Genomic DNA, 17,744 nt, shown 5'->3' with positions numbered 1-17,744 from the left:
AGGTGGCGGGCGGCGGACATGGGTGGGCTGGGGGTGTGGGCGCGGTCGGCCATGCCGGCGAAGAGCTCCTTCAGGGCGGCGAGCGCGTCGGTGCGGGGCTCCCAGCCCAGTTCGCGCTCGGCCCGCTCGCTGGACATCAGCGGCGCGTTCAGCGCCAGCTCCACCCAGCCGGCGTCGATCGGTTGCAGCCGCGCCCGCCAGGTCAGCGCGGCGGCGACGCGCAGCACCGGGGCGGCCACCGGCACCGTCCAGCCGTGGAAGTGCCGGGCCACCAGCTCCGGGGTCAGCACCGGGTCCGCGGCCAGGTTGAAGGGGCCGCGCGCATCACCCAGCACAGCCCGGGCGTACGCGTCGGCGACGTCGTCGGTGTGCACCGCCTGCATCCGCAGCCGGCGGTGGGTCGGCACCAGCGGGATCCGCTCGTACCTCAGCAGCCGGACCGGCGCGAACGGGCCGAGGAAATAGCGGCTGATCTCGGTGGCGGCCTGCCGCTGGAAATTCAACCCGGGTCGCATCCGCACCACCCGCACCGCCGGATGCTCCCGCTCCAACCGGTCGAGCAGCGCCTCGACCTCGGCCTTGTGCCGGCTGTACGACGACCCGGGCACCCCGGTCGCCGGCCAGCGCTCGCTCACCGGGTGGTCCTTCGGGCCGGAGGCGTAGACGCCGACCGACGAGGCGTACACCAGGGCCGGGACCTTGGCCCGGGCCAGCGCGTCGAACACCGCCCGGCTGCCCTCGACGTTGGTCCGCCGCAGCACCCGCTGGTCGTGGCTGGGCTGGATCTGCCAGGCCAGGTGCACCACCGCGTCCGCCCCGGCGAACACCTCGGCGAGTTGCCCGGCCGCGCCGGGCTGGCCGATGTCGCAGGAGTGCCACTCCACCTGGTCGTACGGCTCACCGGCGTCCGGGCCGGGCAGCCGGCGGACCACCCCGGCCAGCTCGACGCCACGCTCGCGGCGCAGCCGCCGCAACAGGGCGGTACCCGCGTTGCCGGTCGCCCCCACCACCACGATCCGCATGCCCGACCCGTACCCGGTCAGCCGCCCATCAACCGCCCGTCTTCGCCACCTGCCGGCCCGTGGCCTCGGCGTGCTCCGCTCGCTCTCCCGGCTCGCTGCGGCAAACCTCGCGCCCGGGCCGGACCCCTGGTCGGGACACTCCCTGGACGCCCCGGTGATCCCGCCGCCCGGTGGCAAGCGCGCCGGGCCGGACAGCGGAGGAGCGGCCGTCAGGGCCGGGGAGCGTGGCGGACCCAGGCGCGCTTCTCGTCCCGTCGCCGGCCGGCGGTGGCGGCCAGGCAGCGCGGGCAGATCCAGCCGACCGGGTCGGCCTCGGTGAGCTGGTCGGTGCCCGAGTAGTCGAACCGCACGTGCGGGAAGCGGCGCAGTCGGGTACGGCTCAACGGCAGCCCGCAGACGGTCTGGTTCTGCCCCGGCAGCCAGGCGTGCACCTCGCCGCCCGGCTCCCGTACGCCATCCGGGCCGATCTCCTCGCTGGACGCCGCCACGGCCGGGGTGCTGCTCATCCTCATGCCGGTACGGTTCCCCGCTCGGCCTCCCCCATACCCGTACCGGACGACGGCGGGGGAGGCCGGGCCGGTGGTTCGGGAGCGCCGTGCGGCGTTGGCCGGCGCCCGCTGCCCGGCGGGAGCGGCGCGGCGGGCGAGAGTCGCATCGACACGATGTCCGGTAACCTGAGCGCGCGGGCCGCTAGCTCAATGGCAGAGCTGTGGACTTCTAATCCATAGAGTTTCTGTGGGCACATGAACGATCAGGCGCTTGAGCAGCGGGGTTGGCCCGCCTGCAACCCACTGTGGATCCACGGCGCTCGTGGGCTGCTCCCATTTTCTTATACGAGCATCTATGCCACCGGGCGGCAGACGGGTGCGGTACGGGCTGATCCAAAGACTCGGTCATCGCAACGGTTACTGGACACCCCCTGCGGTCGTCACGGCGTCGGGCCATGCCTTTGTTTCAGCAACTCCTCGGGAAAGACGACCCGACAGGCCGGTGGCAGTTCTACCCCCGCCGTTGGCCGGACAGTGGCTACCTCCCAGACCTCAAGTACCGCCTGGACGAGGTAGACAACATTGTGGGCCGCTCGGGCGCCTCGGGACCTGCTGGCTCGCCAGACTACGTCACGCCACCCACCTTCGGGTCTCCGCCGCTCAGAGTTCACGAGTGGGCCCAGATGCTCCTGTAACGCGTGCTCGAGCGCCAGCCCAACAATATTGGAACCGAGATCCTTGGTAAGGAGCCGGGCTTGAGGAAGCTCGGGCCAGGCCACGACTAAAACCTTGTGCCAGATCTCGCGCGGAAAGGTGCTGGCAAGGTGATGGCTCTCCCCCACCGCTAGGTCACGCAACCGCCGTTCCGCCTTGCTGGTCTGGCCAACATAGAGCAATCCCCAGCGCAGCCACACTCCGTAGATCACCGGTCCCTTGATCGGCCGGGCATTCGCATCGGTACCACCAACCAAGGCTTCACCAAGACGATGGGCGAAGCTGTACCTACCGTGACGCCAAGACCTCGCTGCCGCCCGCTCTGCGGTCAGCCGGTGCACGGCCTCCCTCCAAGCGAGGAAGGCATCATCATCGCTGTAGCTACGGGCATCGTCGGACAACGAGCACTAACTTCCACGACGGGGAGTCACAACGCTAGGTATTGGCCCCAGCAGGTTCCTCAACACCAGCTCTACAGGGAGGTCGGTCAACCCAATGCGCTGGTAGTAGCGTTCGCGATGGGCCAGTACGGCGGCCTTGTACCTCTCGGACAACGACGTCGTCCGACTCAGGTGCACTACACCGTCGCGTGGCACCGCGATGGTCCGTTCGACGTCAACGATCATGTCTGGTACGACATCGAGGTAGGCGGGGAGGTAGAAGTACCGTGGAGACTTGCCGGCGAGGATTTCCTTGACGGTGCCGTTACCTGGCGCTATCTTGTTCGCCCCTGCCGTTACGAGCCTTCTCGACTCGGTCAGCCAGTCCCTCGTGGAAGCGGCGACGGTGATTGGTTCAGCGGCGATCATGTTAAGCGTGTCGTACTTTTGGTGTTCGAGTGTGCAGGACGGTGTCACCACGATCCCGTAGAGGTTCTCACTGACTTGCACAATGTCGCCTGTGTCTAGGCGATCTCCGATGGGTGGGTGCACGTAGTAGAGGGCGGGATGCCAGTCGTCCCCAACGGAGAGCCGCCGGGCAAGATCCGAATCAGTGCCGTCATCGACGGCCCGTCGCAGGCTGGTGGCGAGCAGCTCGACAAGTTGACGGCCGAGGTGCTGCGGGGTGATCCCGGCCGCCGCGAGTGCCTGCCATTGGCCGCGAACGTACTCGCCGACGTAGCGGCGGATCACCGCCGCTACGTGTGCGTGGAGGTCGCGCAGGACGGCCGGCAACCCTGAGTCGATGACCTCGTCGAGAGCGTTGAACAACAACCGGTAGCCGGCAGTCTTCTCGATCACCGACCGCAGCGGAGGTTCGTGCAGATCACGGACGAGGTGATCGACGGCGGTGAAGAATACGACCGGAACGAAGCGGTGTTCGCTGAGACGCTCGTACAAGCGTCGACCCGCAGTGTCGTCCTCGGCCGGCGCCTCCTCAAGTGCATTCGACCGGGTGTGGAAATTTCGGACATCGAGAATCACCAAGTCGGGAGGCGAGGTGACCAGCCGGGTAAGCCCTTCGTCGAAATCGGTCACGCATTCGAGGAGATAGCCGTGCTCCTCCGCACCGCGTCCTCGGGCGAACTCTGTGACAGCGGCGTGGATCTCGACGTCGTCGTCGACCAGCAGTACACGCCATTCAGTGGTCAAACCCGCCTCCGGAATACTGCCTGGAACGCCGCTCCACCAAGGTCACTCTCGACTAGGGTGAGTTCACCGTCGTATACGTCGTCGACGATCTCGCCGGCTATGGCCAAGCCGAGTCCCGTGCCTTCCTCGCGTCTTGTGAAGTAGGGCTCGAAGATCACGTCGCGGATGTCGTGAGGGACACCGGGTCCTGAGTCATCGACAGTCAGGCATGCGGCGCCGTCGTCGAGTCTGCGAACGGACACGTGAACCTTTCGGGGCCGGTCGCGCACGGTTGACAACCAGTAGATGGCATTGTCGACGAGGTTGACCACGACTTGCTGCACCTCTGCCGGGTCAAGTCGGACCTGGGTGCGGCCGGATGCGTCGAGCTGCACGTCTACCTTGTGCTGTGCGGCACGGCTCGATAAAACGTCGACCGCATCACGCACAACCTGTTCGAGAACGTACTCGGTGGGTCGCCCGCGGCGTCGTCCACCGAAGGGCTGGATGCGCCTGAACAGGGCGGTGAGGGCGTCGGTCTGGGTTCTGACGGCCGCGAGATGCTTGGTCACCGCGGCAAGTTTGTCGGGGCATGCCTGGTCTCTGCGACCGATGGTCTGCTCGGCGAGGTCGGTGAGGCCGACGATGCGACCGGTGGGGTGTTGGCCGTCGTGAATAATGTCATCGACCAAGCGGCCGAGCACCGCCAAACGCGAGTAGCGAGATAGCGTTTCTCGTACCCGCCGCACCCCGTCAGCGATAAGTTGTTCACGCTCCTCGACGATGGAGACGAGGGGGTCGCCCGTGGGCAGCCGTTCTCGGACAGCGTCGGCGATGTCAGAGACCTCGAACTCGCTGAACAGTGGGCGTCTGTGTATGCGAGGTTCACCCGAGGGGGTGTCGACCGGCGGGTTCGTCGTGGTCTTAGTGCGTTCTCGCGTACGGTGTTGTTCCCGCCGCCACTCCAGTTCGTTGAGGACCGCCTTGATCGCGCGGACCAGGGCCCGATAGGCGGAATTGTCGATCAGTCCCTCGCGATTGGTCTGATCGCGCAGCGCGGCGTTGCCACGAGCGGATATAGCGACCTCGCCTATGACCTGATTGTTCGACAGCCTCAGCTGCGGATTGTTCACACGACTGCGGTCGAGGCCGAGCCAGTCGTTACCGGCCTCGCCGTACGGAAGGACACGGAAACCGTCGCGGTAAAGCGAGACGCCGGCAATGGCGGACAGGTCCTCCCGGAAGTCCTTCATCGGTACATCAAGTCCGAGAGCCTTGATCCCTTCCAGATCTCGGTCCCAGACGCTGATGTTGACGGTGAAGGCCCCGCAGGGGAGTTCGTCGTTGTCGTCGCCGGGAATGCGGAGGTCGAACGGCTGCGAGTTCCCGTGGACCGTGACGGTACCTGTAGCGTGCCCATCGGCGCCGACGGATGCGGTGAGCCGGTAGGGAGGGTTCGCCAGGGCGGGGTTGGGTTCGACGGGGCCGGCCAGGTGCTCGAGCTCTCCGGTGGCGTCGATGATGATGGTGAAGACGTCGTCTTGCCTGCTTCTGGGGCGACCGGGCGCGATGAGCCGGGACAGGTCGCGGCGGAGGTCGCTCACGTGGGCTTCTGTCCATGCCTGCGTGAGCGCGCCGAGGTGGAGCATGGTGCCGTGGGCGGTGGGGTCCAGTCCCCAGGCGAGGCGGACGGTGTTGGCCGCACCGTCGGGCGCGAAGTAGTCGGTCTGTCCCTCGCGCCAGCCGATCGGTATTTCGTCGAGGTACGCGGTCTCGTCAGAGAAGGCGTTCCAGTCGATGTCGAGGACGACCTCGTTAGTGTTGTCCGTTCTGCTGGCAAGGGTCATGATCTGGGCGAGTTTGGCGGCGGCGAACCGTCCGATGCCCTTCTCGCCGAGGAAAGCCCGGCCGAACCGTCGGCTAGTGGCCCCTCGCCGGCGGTTAGCTGTCGCGATCTCGATCCAGGTGTTGGCGATAGTGTCGGCCGACATGCCGTGTCCATCGTCCACGACCTCGATGGCGCCCTCTCCCTCTGCCAGGGGCGGGACGAAGCGGATGACGACGTTCTGGGCGTCGGCGTCGTAGGCGTTCTTGACCAGCTCGACGAGGGCGACAGACTCATTACTGATCAGGTCGGCGCCGAGGGCGCGTAGCAGCCGTGCCCTCGGTCTTAGTGCCGACTTGGCGGGATCTGTCGTCACCTATTTGTTCCTTCCAGCTTGGGCCATGGTGCTTCACGGGCTCGGCGATCGCGGACTTCGACTCTGTGTGAGCAGGGCAAGTAGCGCGGGCCACCGCTCGCCGCGGCAATGCTCGAACGGCCCTCCAGCAGTATCCCTTTCTTGCACAACTCGGCGAAAGCTCGCTGTCCCGGCTGTTCGATGACGACTGATCTGACCAGCTCGGGGACCTCGGCGACGACGGCGATGACGGGGTTCGGGAAGCGCGCTGCTCTAAAGGGCGTCAGGACACGGACACGTCGACAACCAAGGCCTGCGGATTTGTCTTGTCAACCGTCACCCACTGCATCAACCTGCCGCCGGCTGGCACCGTGGCGGGTGGAGTGATCAGGTGGAATCCGACAGTGACCTTTTCATCGGCGATGGCTTTGCCCTCCGCCTTGTCAAGGTTGTCCCTCTCAACCGTCGGATACAGGATGATGGCTCCTGTGGAGGCGCTCCGGAGCCCATCTGCTTCAGGATCCGGGGTAGACGTCTCGACTCCGGCGATCCTCATCGCTGCATTGCGGTGTCTTTCTTCGCTGAACACCCGAAACGAGGCACCGGACGAGGTGCGCTGGCGTTCGAAGACGCTGATCGGTCCGTGGCCGGCGACGACACGCCGAGTGGTGGACCGGGTCTGCTGCGGCAGGAGAACAACCCACCGCGCGAGTTGGTCGGCACTCAGTCGGCGTAGCCACGCGAGTTCGGGCTGGAAGGTGTCGTCGGCGAGCCACTTCAGGTTGCCGAGCACGGTGAGGAGCGTCGGATGGCTGATGATTGCCACCCCCGCCTCGTAGGTGGTCTTGGCGCCTGGCACTGCGAACCTGGCGGTCCGCTCAGTTGCGGCAGCAAGCAGCGGCTTCCACTGTTCAAGGTTGTGCTTGATCTTTGCCGTGGCCGACGGGAAGGCCACAGGTTCCATTGGCCTGCCGGGCGAACTCTTCAGGACGAGCTTGGCGTTCCACATCTTGTTGCGACCGGTGGGTCGTAGGTCCGGACGGTGCTGGGCGATTAGGGGTGGGATCTGCCGGGGTGTCAGCTGCGGCGTGCCATCGGTAGGGGCGGCGTACTGGCGCAGTTCTCGTCGAAGGAAGTCCTCATCGCGGCAGGCGGCTTCGAACATGTCGTGCAGATCAGGGGTGGTGTATAGGCGGACTAAGTCGCGGTAGCCGGGCCGGAAGCCGAACCACCGTCCCATCTGCATGAGGGTGTCGACCTGTGCTGTGGCGCGGCGATAATAGGTGACGGTCAGTCCTTCGACGGTGAATCCTCGGGCGAGCTTGTTGCCGCCGACGAGGATGCGCCAGATCTCGCGCTTGTCGAAGTCGAGGCTCTCCTGCTGCCTCTCGAGGTCTTTGTCGCTGTTGACGACGATGACTGGGCTGCTGTGGCGGTCGGCGGGGCTGATGAGCCGGAGGGCCTCGCCGATGTCGTCGCGCAGGTCGTCGAAGTTGTCTGGTAAGGGCAGCTTGGGCGCTTGGGCGCGGGACACGGGCAGGACGTCGGTGTTGTAGAGCTCCCGCAGCCGGGCGAGGCCAGCGGCCCGGTAGTAGCCGCCGGTGTTCCACAGGGTGGTGATCAGTTCTGCCGTCTGTCGGTGGGAGTCCTTGCCCATCGCCTCGTGGACGAGCATGGTGTGGTGTCGGTAGGTGGTGCCGTGCCGTTGGCGGTAGAGCTTCACGGCCCCGGTGAGGACGAACATGTCGACGGCGCGACGCAGCTCGTCGTCGTCGGGTTCGTCGCTGAGGTACCGGACGTGTGCCCGCTCCTTCGACGTCTCAAGCGGACGCTGCTCAAGGGGCAGTTCGGCGTCGAAGTCGTGGAAGTCGTCGGCGCCCATGTAGCCGTCGGGCCGGGGCAGGGAGATGAGGAAGTCGCGGGGGAAGATGTCCTCGACGTCGGACGGGTCGATGAACACGTTGGCGTACGGGGTGGCGGTGTAGCCGACGTACTGTGCGCGGGGCATCATCCGCAGCATCTGACCGATGAGCCGGTTGATGGCAGTTCGCTTCTTGCTGTCCTCCTTCCACTTCTTCGGGCTGACGGTGTTGACCGACGCTTGGTCGGACTCGTCGTCGATGATGAGGACTGGCACCTGCCCGAGGCGGTCAGTGATGCGGCCCAGGTCGGCCACGAGGTCCTCGAGGACGCGGGCGTTCTTCTTGGCGACGACCAAACGCGCGTCGCTCGTGTGCAGGTTCGCCGGGTCGTAGAACTTCTTGTTGCGCTCGCGCCCCTTGAATTCCAGGGCGGAGAAGCCCATCTTCAGCCGTTTGTAGTCACCGGCGTGGTTGCTGAGGCGGTGGATGTCGGGGTACCCGGCGTCGGAGGGCCGACCGCCGTGGCGGACGAAGCGGTCGCGTTTCCAGTCGGGGTCGTCCTGGTACTCGTGGGCCTTCTGGTCGTGGGGGGAGATCTCGCGTTCGATGTTCTCTCGGCCGCACAGTTCGATGTCGAGACGCCGCTGTGTCTGGGCGCGCAGCATGTTGGTGGTACCGGTGAGCACGATGACGAGTCGGTATCCGGCGTCGATGGCCTTGGCCACGACGCCGGTGAAGTTAGCGGTCTTCCCGCTCTGGACGTAGCCGACGACGAGGCCCTTGGCCTGGTATGCCACGGGTCGGGTTGGGTCGGACAGCCGTCGGACGACCTCCTCGGTGGCGTTGTCGAGATCGGCGACGGCGTCGGGGTTGCGCCACTTGTCGAGCAGGTAGCGTTGGTAGTGCGCCCAGTAGAAGCTGCGTTCGGTGCGTCGTTCCGGTGTGCGCCACTCCTCCCAGTCGTCGGCGATGACGATGGGGCCGTCGGCGGCGGCGTACGGGAACAGGTCCGCGAACAGGGCTGCCGTCGGCTCGTCGACACCGAGCGCGGCGACCACCGCCGCACGGCGTTCTGCGGTGTTGCGGCTGGTGCCGTCGGTCCAGGCAGCGATGTTCTGTTCGTGGTCCCAGCCTGCCAGGGTGTGGGCGAACTGCTGGCGCAGGGCGTCCTCGGGGCCGGCGTTACGCAGGTGGGTCAGGAGCGCCGACCCGTCGACGATATCCGGGGCGTCGCCGCCCAGCATGGCTGCCAGCGTGTGCAGACGCTTCGGTCCGGTGCGCTGCATGGCGTCGAGTGCGGCGCTGTAGGCGGTGGTGACGGTGTCGCTCATGGCAGCTCCAGCTGTCCCCTCGTGAGTACGTCGGTGATGATCTGCGGTGCGCGGTCACCGGCCCGCCCGGTCAGATCCAGCCGGTATCGGACGTCGGTCACGTGCGTGCCGTCGACGCCGGCGTCGGTCAGAAGCCGCGGTGTAAGGCGGGGGAACGACTCGGTGACCCGGAATGCCAGGGGTGGGGTTCGCAGTCGCCATCGGCGTTGGCAGGTTGCTGCGTAACGGTCCCGCCAGCCCGAGCTTCGAAGCCGGTCGTCGAATCCCGTGCGCTGGGCCGTGGACGGCAGGAGGGCACGGACACCTGTGATGAGGTCCGGCAGTGTCCGCCCCGCGCTACCGGCCGAGGTGATCTGCAGGGACAGCAGCCAGAGTGGTCGGTCGCCGGTCTCGACCATCTGTGTCAGGGAGGAGATCCAGTGGGCGCGGTGCTCGGAGACGGTCGTCTTGACCTCGATGTCGTGGTCCGGAAGCCCGAAGTCGTGCTCCTCGGCCTGTCCGCCCCGCCAGGATGCCAGCGCGGTGTCGGGACCGAGGGTGTGCGTGAGGCCGGCGAGGATCAGTAGTTCGCCGACGAGCCCGGTCTCCTTCTCCTGCGACAGGACGTCCTCCGCCTGTAGGAGGTGCCCGAGGCGGCGCAGGGTTTCGGTGAGTGCGGCGGTCATTGTCTGCTGGTCCAGCTGGACCCGGTCGGCGACGGCGCACAGCAGGGGGTAGGCGTCGGTGAAGAGCCGTGGGTCGGTGACGGCGATCTCGATCATCCGTTGGCCGTCGTGGTGCACGGCGCGCACGGTGAGGTTCTCCAGTCCTGCCGGTGGGGCCTCGTGGGGCGTCCCCGGTCCGCGCAGGCCCACGCGGCGCGTGTGGGGGTCGACGAAGAGCACGATACGTGGCGATCCGGGAATCGGGTGATCGATCGGGACCGGGCTGCGGAGGTAGGCGGCGAAGCTGTCGGTGCTGAGGTGGCGGTCTGCTGGCGTGGTCACGAGCGGGCCTCGAACGTCGACTTCTCTGCTTTGGCGGCGGCGGTGAGGATCTCCTGCCAGATGTCCATGTTGTCCTTGTCGCGGGCGCCGAAGTGCGCTCCTTCGAAGACGTTGCCGACGAGCAGGAACAGCAGGGCTTTGAGCACCGGCAGGTCGTTGCCCCCACCGCGACGCCCGCCGAGCAGGGCCTGTCGGTACGCGCGGTTGAGCCAGAGCGTCCTAGCGTTGCGGTCGAACTCGAGGAACGCGTCGGTGGTGAAACGCTTCCATTGGATGTTGAGGGGTTCCTCGTGGAGCAGGGGTAGCTCGTTGCGGATCTCGCGAGACACCTTGGGGTGAAAGCCCTTGCCAGGCGGAAGAACGGCCTTTCGCCGTGCGGTCGTTCTCCGGTTCGCGTTGATCCACGCCGCCTCGGCGGCCTGGAGGTAGTCGGTAATGGTGGTGCCGTCGTCGGCGCGCGCGGCGGCAACCGCACTGGCGAAGCGTGGTCCGGCCGACACGCGGGACTTCTCGGGGTTCATGGCGAACATCCCCGCGGTGTCTCCGTCGATGTCGATACTGACGCGGGCCAGTTGGAGTCGGGTGTCGGCCGCGTGGATTCCCTCCCAGCCTCCGGCGTGCAGAAGCCGGCTCCGGCGGTAGAAGTAGAGGCCCTGTCGGGCCTCCGCCCCGCCCGGGAGCCGGTACTCCGGGGTGTTGGATCGGCGCGGCCAGATGTGGCAGCGGAGCACCAAGTCGTTGTCGTTGACCCGCACCTTCAGGTCCTTGGGCCAACCGGGCAGCGTGTCGGGGTAGGCGAAGGGGTCGATGGGCGCCACACGGTGCCGTACGCCGGCGCCGAGATGGATGTCCTCCACGTCGATGACGATCCGGACGCCCCTGCCGGCGATGATGCGGTGGAAGGTCAGACCCAGGTGTCCTTGCAGATGTGAGATGGTGCGGCTGAGGAACTCGTCGACTTGGTCGGGATCGTCGGACGAGGGGAGCCCGTTGACCTGGTCCCACCGGACCACCGTCCCTGACGCGCTAGCCGGTAGCTGCCAGTTGCGGTCGAGTTCGGCGGCGGCGAACGTACCTGGCACGATGTCGCAGGCGAAGCCGTGCCGGCTGGCGTTGAGCTGCCAGCGCCGTCCGACGGCCTTGTGCCCGGCGGCGCGTGAGAGCACGGTGAGGCTGGCGGCTTGACTAAACGAGGCCGCCTTGAGCCCGAGGCCGAAGTGTCCGAGGTCCTCGCTCGTGTACCGGCGTTGACCGCCGACAGTCATTGCGGCGTCGATGCGTTCGGGCTCGATGCCTCGGCCGTTGTCGACGACGTACAGGCCGACCAGCCGGGTGCCGCGTTGGACGAAGCGGACGAGGATGTCGGTGGCCCCGGCGTCGATGGAGTTGTCCACCAGGTCGGCCAGAGCGGTCTCCAGGGAGTGGTTACGGCCGAGGGCGTTCATGGCTCGTGGATCGGGCGGCAACTCGACCGCTCCCTCGGTGGGGACTTCCTGAGACCAGACAGACATCTCGCGCTCCGTGTTGGTGGCCGGCGGTGCCGGCGGGCCTTCAGAGCCCGCTGACCGGGCGGAAGCCGTCGCGCCGGGCGCGGCGCATCGCCTCCAACCCGCTGCGCAGGTGCTTGCCCGCCGGGTCCCACCCCTGGTCGAGGGCTTGGGCGATCTCCATCGCGGACCGACGTTGCTCGGCGTCGAGAAACCCCGTGTCGATGCCCCAGGCCGCGAGGTCCGTCCAGTCGGTCGGCGAGGTACCCCTGATCAGCTTCGTGTCGTCGTCGTAGGTGTCGACGTCGAGGAGTTCCGCATCCAGCGGCGCGGGCACAACCCAGTCGAGATCGCGTACTGCCGCCCAGCACTCCGGGCGCTTGGTCCACTCGCCGACGTTGGTGCGACCCTCTGGCGGCGACGTGATGACCTTCTGGACCAGATGGGACAGGTCGGTGATCGCATCTTGTAGGGCAAGGGTGAGGTCCTGGCTGCGCCAGATGCGGTCCAGGTCGATCCTTCCCCGGGTCGCGTGGGCGAGCTTGGCGACGGTGTAGGTGACGATGTTCGCCTTGTATCCGCCGAAGTTCTGCCTGGCGACGATCTTGTCGGCCTTACGGAACAGGATCGCCTTGGCCACCAGGTGCCGGCAGTACTGCTTGTCCACCGCGGGAGGCTGCTCGTCGATCTGCTGTGAGAACAGGGTGAAGTTCTTCTCCGCCCCGAGGCTGACCAGGTGCGGCTGCATGGCCCAGGAGTGCTCGAACTTGGCCAGATCCGACTTGGTGAACTTCTGGGCGGGCGGGTGCACCGCCTTGAACACCTTCTGCCGCGCCGGTGTGCCCTCACGGGTCAGGGCGTTGGCGTACTGGCCGCGGGCCCGCTCGTAGAACCAGTGTGTGTCGTGTGGGTGCGTCGGACTCGGAGGCGCCCACAGGGTACGCATGATCCGCTCGACGTCGACGTGGAACGCGCTATTGGCCTTCAGGTCGGAGGCGGTGACCCGGTTCTGGGTGTTGGAGTAGGCGGAGATTTGCGGAACGATGTCGTCGAGCCTGTCCGGTGAGACGACCGTCAGTTTCATCTGCACGTGCGCCGCACCCACGTCGACCTTGTTGCGGTGGGCGTGGTGAATGGTCGCGGTGGTCTGTCCACCGTTGACGATCTGCAGGTTGTGGATGCGGCGTATCACCCGATGGCCGGACGGATCCTCCTCGAAGTCCACCCTTGAGGCGGTGGCGGCTATCCCGTTGTTGTAGGCGAGGAACCGCTCCGGGTTGTTCCTGAGGGTGTCCAGGATCCCTCGGTTGACGGCGCCGCGGACCTGCAGGAACGAACGGACGTTCAGTTCCAGCAGTCTGGCGCCATGGGTGGAGTACAGGTCGGCGAGGCCTCGGGCTGGCACGATGGCGAGGAGGACCGAGTAGTCCTCGTCGGTCCGAGGGGTGGCGAGACACGGCAGCCCACCGGGAAACTCCGCGACGATCGGCTCCGCCTTGTTTCCGGATGTCGACCAGTTGGCCAACCGGCGCAGGTCCCACAACTCCCGGGTCACGTGCCGCCCCTCGAACAGCATCGGGGCGATGCTGTCCCGCACGACGCTGCGCGCATTGGTGATCAGCACCAGGCGAACCACCTCGACACGCCCGAACTTCTCGGTGACGGCGGCGCACATGCCGGCCACCTCCGACGAACGGTCCCGTCTGGTCAGGGTGCCGGACACGCAGCGGGACAGGAAGTTCTCCAGACGCCTGAACGCCGCCTCAACTTCGGCACGGCCGATCTTGTGGTCCTCGTCGGCGCGGGGGCTGTAGTAGGTGAGAAACAGGTCGAGCGACCGGTCGTCGGACGCGGCGCCGTAGCCGCTGATCTCCATCCCGTGGTCCTTCAGGTGCACTGCCACGGCGTCCTCGGTGTGGCCGTCGGCAGCCAGTTGGTCGAGCATCAGCTGGGTGAAGGCCTCGTGGAGGTTGCAGCCCTCGATCTCGGCCTGTGCCCTGACGTCCTCGATGAGGCTGTGCGCGTAGGCGCCGATGTCCGCTTCAGCCACGCGAACCCCTGTATTTGGGTACGTGGGCACGGTTGGGGGAGCCACACATGCCGGGTGGGCTCGTGAGGGGCATGCATTTCTCCGGAGGATCGTCGGCGGGTGTGGTGACGGTGCGCGCCGAATCAGTTGCTGATGGCATCAACTCTCCACGATAAGGACAGGGCCGACAAGACCCACTGGGCCGAGGAGCTATCGGCGCATCGGGCCCTTTGTGGATCGGTTGGACCATCGTCTATCAGCGGCCGACTGCCAACACAGGTTGCGCCCGCCCCACTACCTGTTGGATTTGCCAAGCCTTCGGCTCCTCGGCCGCCCGGCCGGTACGGTACAGCCCTCTCGATGATCGGTAGGCGTTGTCGCCGGGGCGCCGCGTTACGGACCGCTGTGACCGGCACCGGAGTAAGCCGGGGCGACCATGCCGGTCGGCTGATCCGAACCGTCGGCCGGCGGAGGTACCCTGCCCCGTGCGTTGTGGCGAGACGGAGGGGTGACATCGTGGCGGACGATGGTGGCACGCAGCGGCGGGCGGGTTACGGGGTCAAGCTCGTGCGAGGTCCGTTCGTGCGGCTGGCGCCCCATCCGCAGGCATGCGTGGACGACGAGGAGTTCCTGCGCTTTGCCGCGGCGTGCCACGCTCGGGGCGAGCGGCTGGCGGCGGACCTGTTCAGCGGTGCGGGTGGCCTGAGCCTCGGGCTCACGGAGGCCGGCTTTCGGGTGGTTCTGTCGGCCGACCGCGATCCCGAGTCAGTCGAGACGCACCGACACCACTACCCGGGGCTGACCCTCGACTGCGACCTCGGGGAGACCGCGAACGTCGAGCGGATCGCATCGCTGATGAGGTCCGCCGGGATCGAACTACTCGCCGGCGGTCCGCCGTGCCAGCCCTTCTCCAGAGCGGGCCGCTCGCTGATCCGCCACCAGGTCCGCCACGGCCTGCGTCCGGCGCACGACGAACGCCGGGACCTCTGGCGTTCGTTCCTGGAGGTGGTCCAGCTGGCCAGACCCGCCGCCGTGATCATGGAGAACGTTCCAGACATGGCCCTGGACCGGGAGATGTTCATCCTCCGCACCATGGTTCACGAGCTGGAGTCGATTGGTTACGCCGTCGAGGAAAGAGTCGTCGAAACCCATCGTTACGGCGTACCGCAGTTCCGGCAGCGGCTGATCCTGGTCGCGCTCCGAGATGGCATCGCCTTCGACTGGCCGAACGAGGTGCCCGACCGGGTGTCGGTGTGGAACGCCATCGGCGACCTGCCCGAGGTTGAGGGCGGCTGGCGACCCGAGGGCGGTGCGGACGGCTGGGCGGACTACCAGGGCCCGGTGTCGGCCTTCCAGAAGAAGATGCGCCAAGGTGTCGCGCCGCAGGACGCGGGCAAGGTCTTCGACCACATCACCCGACCCGTCCGCGAGGACGACCAGCGCGCCTTCGACATGATGGACGCAGGCACCCGGTACTCGGACCTACCCGATGAGTTCAAGCGCTACCGCGATGACATCTTCGACGACAAGTACAAGCGTCTGAGCGAGGACGACTACTCTCGCACGATCACCGCGCACATCGCCAAGGACGGCTACTGGTACATCCACCCCCGGCAGGACCGCACGCTTACGGTACGCGAGGCCGCGCGGCTCCAGACCTTCCCCGACTGGTTCCGTTTCGCCGGCCCACCGTCGGCGGCCTTCCGCCAGATCGGCAACGCCGTGCCCCCTGCGCTGGGCACCCAGCTCGGCCGCGCCGTGATGGCAGCCCTGGACGCCCGCAGGCCGGCTCCCTACCGCAGCCACGACATCGCCGAAGCGCTTGCCACCTGGTTCGATACCCTGGACGACCCAGCCCTCCCGTGGCTTCGGGCCCGTACACGGTGGCAGGTGATCTCGGCGGAGATGCTGCTCGACCGGGCCGCCCCCGACCAGGTCAGGTTCATCTGGCCGCTGCTGGCACGTTGGGAACAGCCACAGGACACCGTCGCCGGCGGTATAGAACTGATCGAGATGGGGCGCTGGATCCAGCGTGAGCACCGCAGTGAGCGATTGCTCGAGCTGGCCCGCACAATCGCCTCGCAGCCCGACCTGCTCGACGACGACAAGATCGACAGCCTGCAGGGGGTCGAGACATCCGTGATCGACCTCGCCGTGCTCGCGGTCCCCACCCGCGGCGAGGATGACGCGGAGGAACCCGTGCTGATCACGAAGGGCATTCCACGCGTCGCCGCTCTTTTCACTGACGAGCACCCCGAGCGCAGCAACAGGATGACGGCGGGGCGCCTGGCCGTTGCCCGGATGATCGGTGACGGCACCAACGCACGCCGGGCGCATCTGGGCTTGGTCGAAGTCGCCAGCTCTGTCTGTCGCCCAGCGGAACCCGCCTGTCCGCGTTGCCCCCTGAACGACGCCTGCCGCGAAGCCGCCGTACGCGGTACCCGGACGAGGAGGTCGCCTGCGGTCAGTCCCTGAAGCCGAGCGCGGCGGCGACGTCCGGAGCCTCGGCCCGCAACGTCTCGCCGATACGCTGCAGAGCCGCGTACTCACCAGCACGCATCGCTGCGGCACGCAGCGCCAGTCCGACGACCGGCATGGAGGGGCCACCCGTCGACGCATCGCCTCGCGTGACCGCCGCCAGTTGCCCGGAGGCGCCCTTCGCGCCCTCCGAAGCGCTGCGGGAGTTCTTGCGGTAGGCGTCGTCGGCGCGCAGGCACAGCTCGTGAACGGGGCGCTCGAGCAGCTGTCGCAGCTGCGGCGGCATCGCCACTCTGATCTTGGCGACGTTGATGTTGAAGACCACGTCGAGATCGGTGTCGAAGTCAAGCGACGCTCGGGCGAGCTTGGTGTGCTCGTCGATGCCCCGCATCCCGTTCCAGCCGCCCCACTGGACCAACCGCTGTGCACGGTAGACGTAGAGGCCCTGCTGACGGTTCCAGTTGAGCTGACCCGACAACCGCTCGAACTCCGCCGGGGAGCTGAACTGATCACGAGACGGCAGTACATAACGTTGCAGCACCACCGCGCCGGTCGCCTCGCCGACCGTCACCTCGAAACGCAGCGGAGGAAGCACCTGACGGGCAGGCTCATTCGGGGCGAACGGGTTCCACGGTCTGACCTTCTCCCCATTGACCGTGATCACGAGTCCACCGCCGACATCGCCCTCAAGGAAACGATGGAAGACCGTTCCAAGATGGTCCGCCGTCTTCCCTGCCAGCGCCTCCAGCCGACGACGCGCCCAACCACCCTCCGGGTTGCGCTCCGGCAGGACCCTGTCAAGCCTGCGCCACAGCACCACGGTTCCACCCGAGCCTGCCACCGCCGCCCGAGCGCGGGTAACCTGCTCGTCACCCTCCGGCTCCGCGACGACCCAGTCGTCCATCTCCGCGATGAGGTCGAGATCAACCATCCGTGCCACCGTGCGGGCGGTGGCCGCCCTCCTCCGGCTCACCACCGTGAGCGACCGACACTGCGACAGTGAAGCGGTCTTCAGTCCCAGCCCGTACCGGCCGAGATCCCCACGACCGTAGTCACGCCGGCTGCCGTAGCGCAGCGCCTCCAACAGCCCGTTCGCACTCATGCCCTGACCGTCGTCGGCGATCATCACCCACGAGTCCGAACCGTCGAACACGATGTCGATCTCGACCCGGCTCGCACCTGCGGCGACACTGTTGTCGACGACGTCGGCCACCGCTGTCGGGAAGTCGTATCCGATGTCACGCAGGGAGTCGGTCAACCGCGCCGCAGACGGCGCCACGCTGTACAGGTTCCGTACGCTCACGACGCTTCCTTCGTTCCGACAACGACGATGGGGACCAGGATGTCACACTCCCCTGCCGCGCCGCGGGACCCACCCCGAATCCGGCGGCTGGCCTGTGGCACGGAAACTCGCTCCTCCGGGCGTCGGAATGCCATGCCTCACCCTTCCCGAGGATTCGTGCCCAGCTCGACCACACAGGTCGGACCCACCTCGATCGCCTCCGAGCCGGCGGTGCGACGCGGAGAAAAATTAGAACAAGGGTACGGCGGTTCCGGTTGGCCGCCGCCTCTACAGGCATCGTGCCGGCAACGAAC

10 protein-coding genes are annotated in these 17,744 nt (G+C 67.1%); 1 reads left to right on the top strand and 9 read right to left on the bottom strand.

Annotated features, from left to right (window positions below; genetic code table 11):
- The 8 genes from Q3W71_RS20660 to Q3W71_RS20625 form a co-directional block, all read right to left on the bottom strand.
- Positions 1–1,022 (bottom strand): NAD-dependent epimerase/dehydratase family protein (locus Q3W71_RS20660; RefSeq protein WP_302920990.1); only part of this gene is annotated, 1,022 nt, incomplete at its 3' end.
- 209 nt (positions 1,023–1,231) lie between these two features.
- The gene (locus tag Q3W71_RS20655) at positions 1,232–1,534 is read right to left on the bottom strand and encodes a hypothetical protein (RefSeq protein ID WP_302920989.1); all 303 of its coding nucleotides are present in this window, start codon (positions 1,532–1,534) and stop codon (positions 1,232–1,234) included.
- Between the two features lie 1,097 nt (positions 1,535–2,631).
- A complete protein-coding gene (locus Q3W71_RS20650) occupies positions 2,632–3,816 on the bottom strand; it encodes a hypothetical protein (RefSeq protein ID WP_302920988.1) in 1,185 nt (394 codons plus the stop codon).
- Entirely contained in the window at positions 3,813–5,996 is a 2,184-nt protein-coding gene (locus Q3W71_RS20645) for an ATP-binding protein (RefSeq protein WP_302920987.1), read from the bottom strand. Before Q3W71_RS20645 ends, Q3W71_RS20650 begins: the two co-directional genes overlap by 4 nt.
- 262 nt (positions 5,997–6,258) lie before the next feature.
- Entirely contained in the window at positions 6,259–9,168 is a 2,910-nt protein-coding gene (locus Q3W71_RS20640; protein WP_302920986.1) for a Z1 domain-containing protein, read from the bottom strand.
- A complete protein-coding gene (locus tag Q3W71_RS20635) occupies positions 9,165–10,154 on the bottom strand; it encodes a PD-(D/E)XK motif protein (RefSeq protein WP_302920985.1) in 990 nt (329 codons plus the stop codon). The genes Q3W71_RS20640 and Q3W71_RS20635 overlap by 4 nt, the downstream gene beginning before the upstream one ends.
- On the bottom strand, positions 10,151–11,665 hold the full coding sequence (locus Q3W71_RS20630; protein ID WP_302920984.1) for an ATP-binding protein: 1,515 nt from the start codon (positions 11,663–11,665) through the stop codon (positions 10,151–10,153). Before Q3W71_RS20630 ends, Q3W71_RS20635 begins: the two co-directional genes overlap by 4 nt.
- A 40-nt stretch (positions 11,666–11,705) precedes the next feature.
- On the bottom strand, positions 11,706–13,691 hold the full coding sequence (locus Q3W71_RS20625; protein ID WP_302920983.1) for an AIPR family protein: 1,986 nt from the start codon (positions 13,689–13,691) through the stop codon (positions 11,706–11,708).
- Between the two features lie 495 nt (positions 13,692–14,186).
- On the opposite strand from Q3W71_RS20625, the gene dcm reads away from it, so the two are divergent.
- Positions 14,187–16,145 (top strand): DNA cytosine methyltransferase, encoded by a 1,959-nt coding sequence (dcm, locus tag Q3W71_RS20620; protein ID WP_302920982.1) that lies wholly within the window; start codon positions 14,187–14,189, stop codon positions 16,143–16,145.
- Here the strand turns inward: dcm and Q3W71_RS20615 are convergent.
- Positions 16,135–17,451, bottom strand: a complete 1,317-nt coding sequence (locus Q3W71_RS20615; protein ID WP_302920981.1) for an ATP-binding protein — start codon at positions 17,449–17,451, stop codon at positions 16,135–16,137. The two genes, dcm and Q3W71_RS20615, sit on opposite strands and share 11 nt — an antisense overlap.
- Between the last annotated feature and the right edge of the window lie 293 nt (positions 17,452–17,744).

Source organism: Micromonospora sp. C28SCA-DRY-2 (assembly GCF_030519475.1).
GTDB lineage: Bacteria > Actinomycetota > Actinomycetes > Mycobacteriales > Micromonosporaceae > Micromonospora.
Note: the sequence above shows the minus strand (reverse complement) of the source record. Positions and strands in the feature narration are given on the sequence as shown.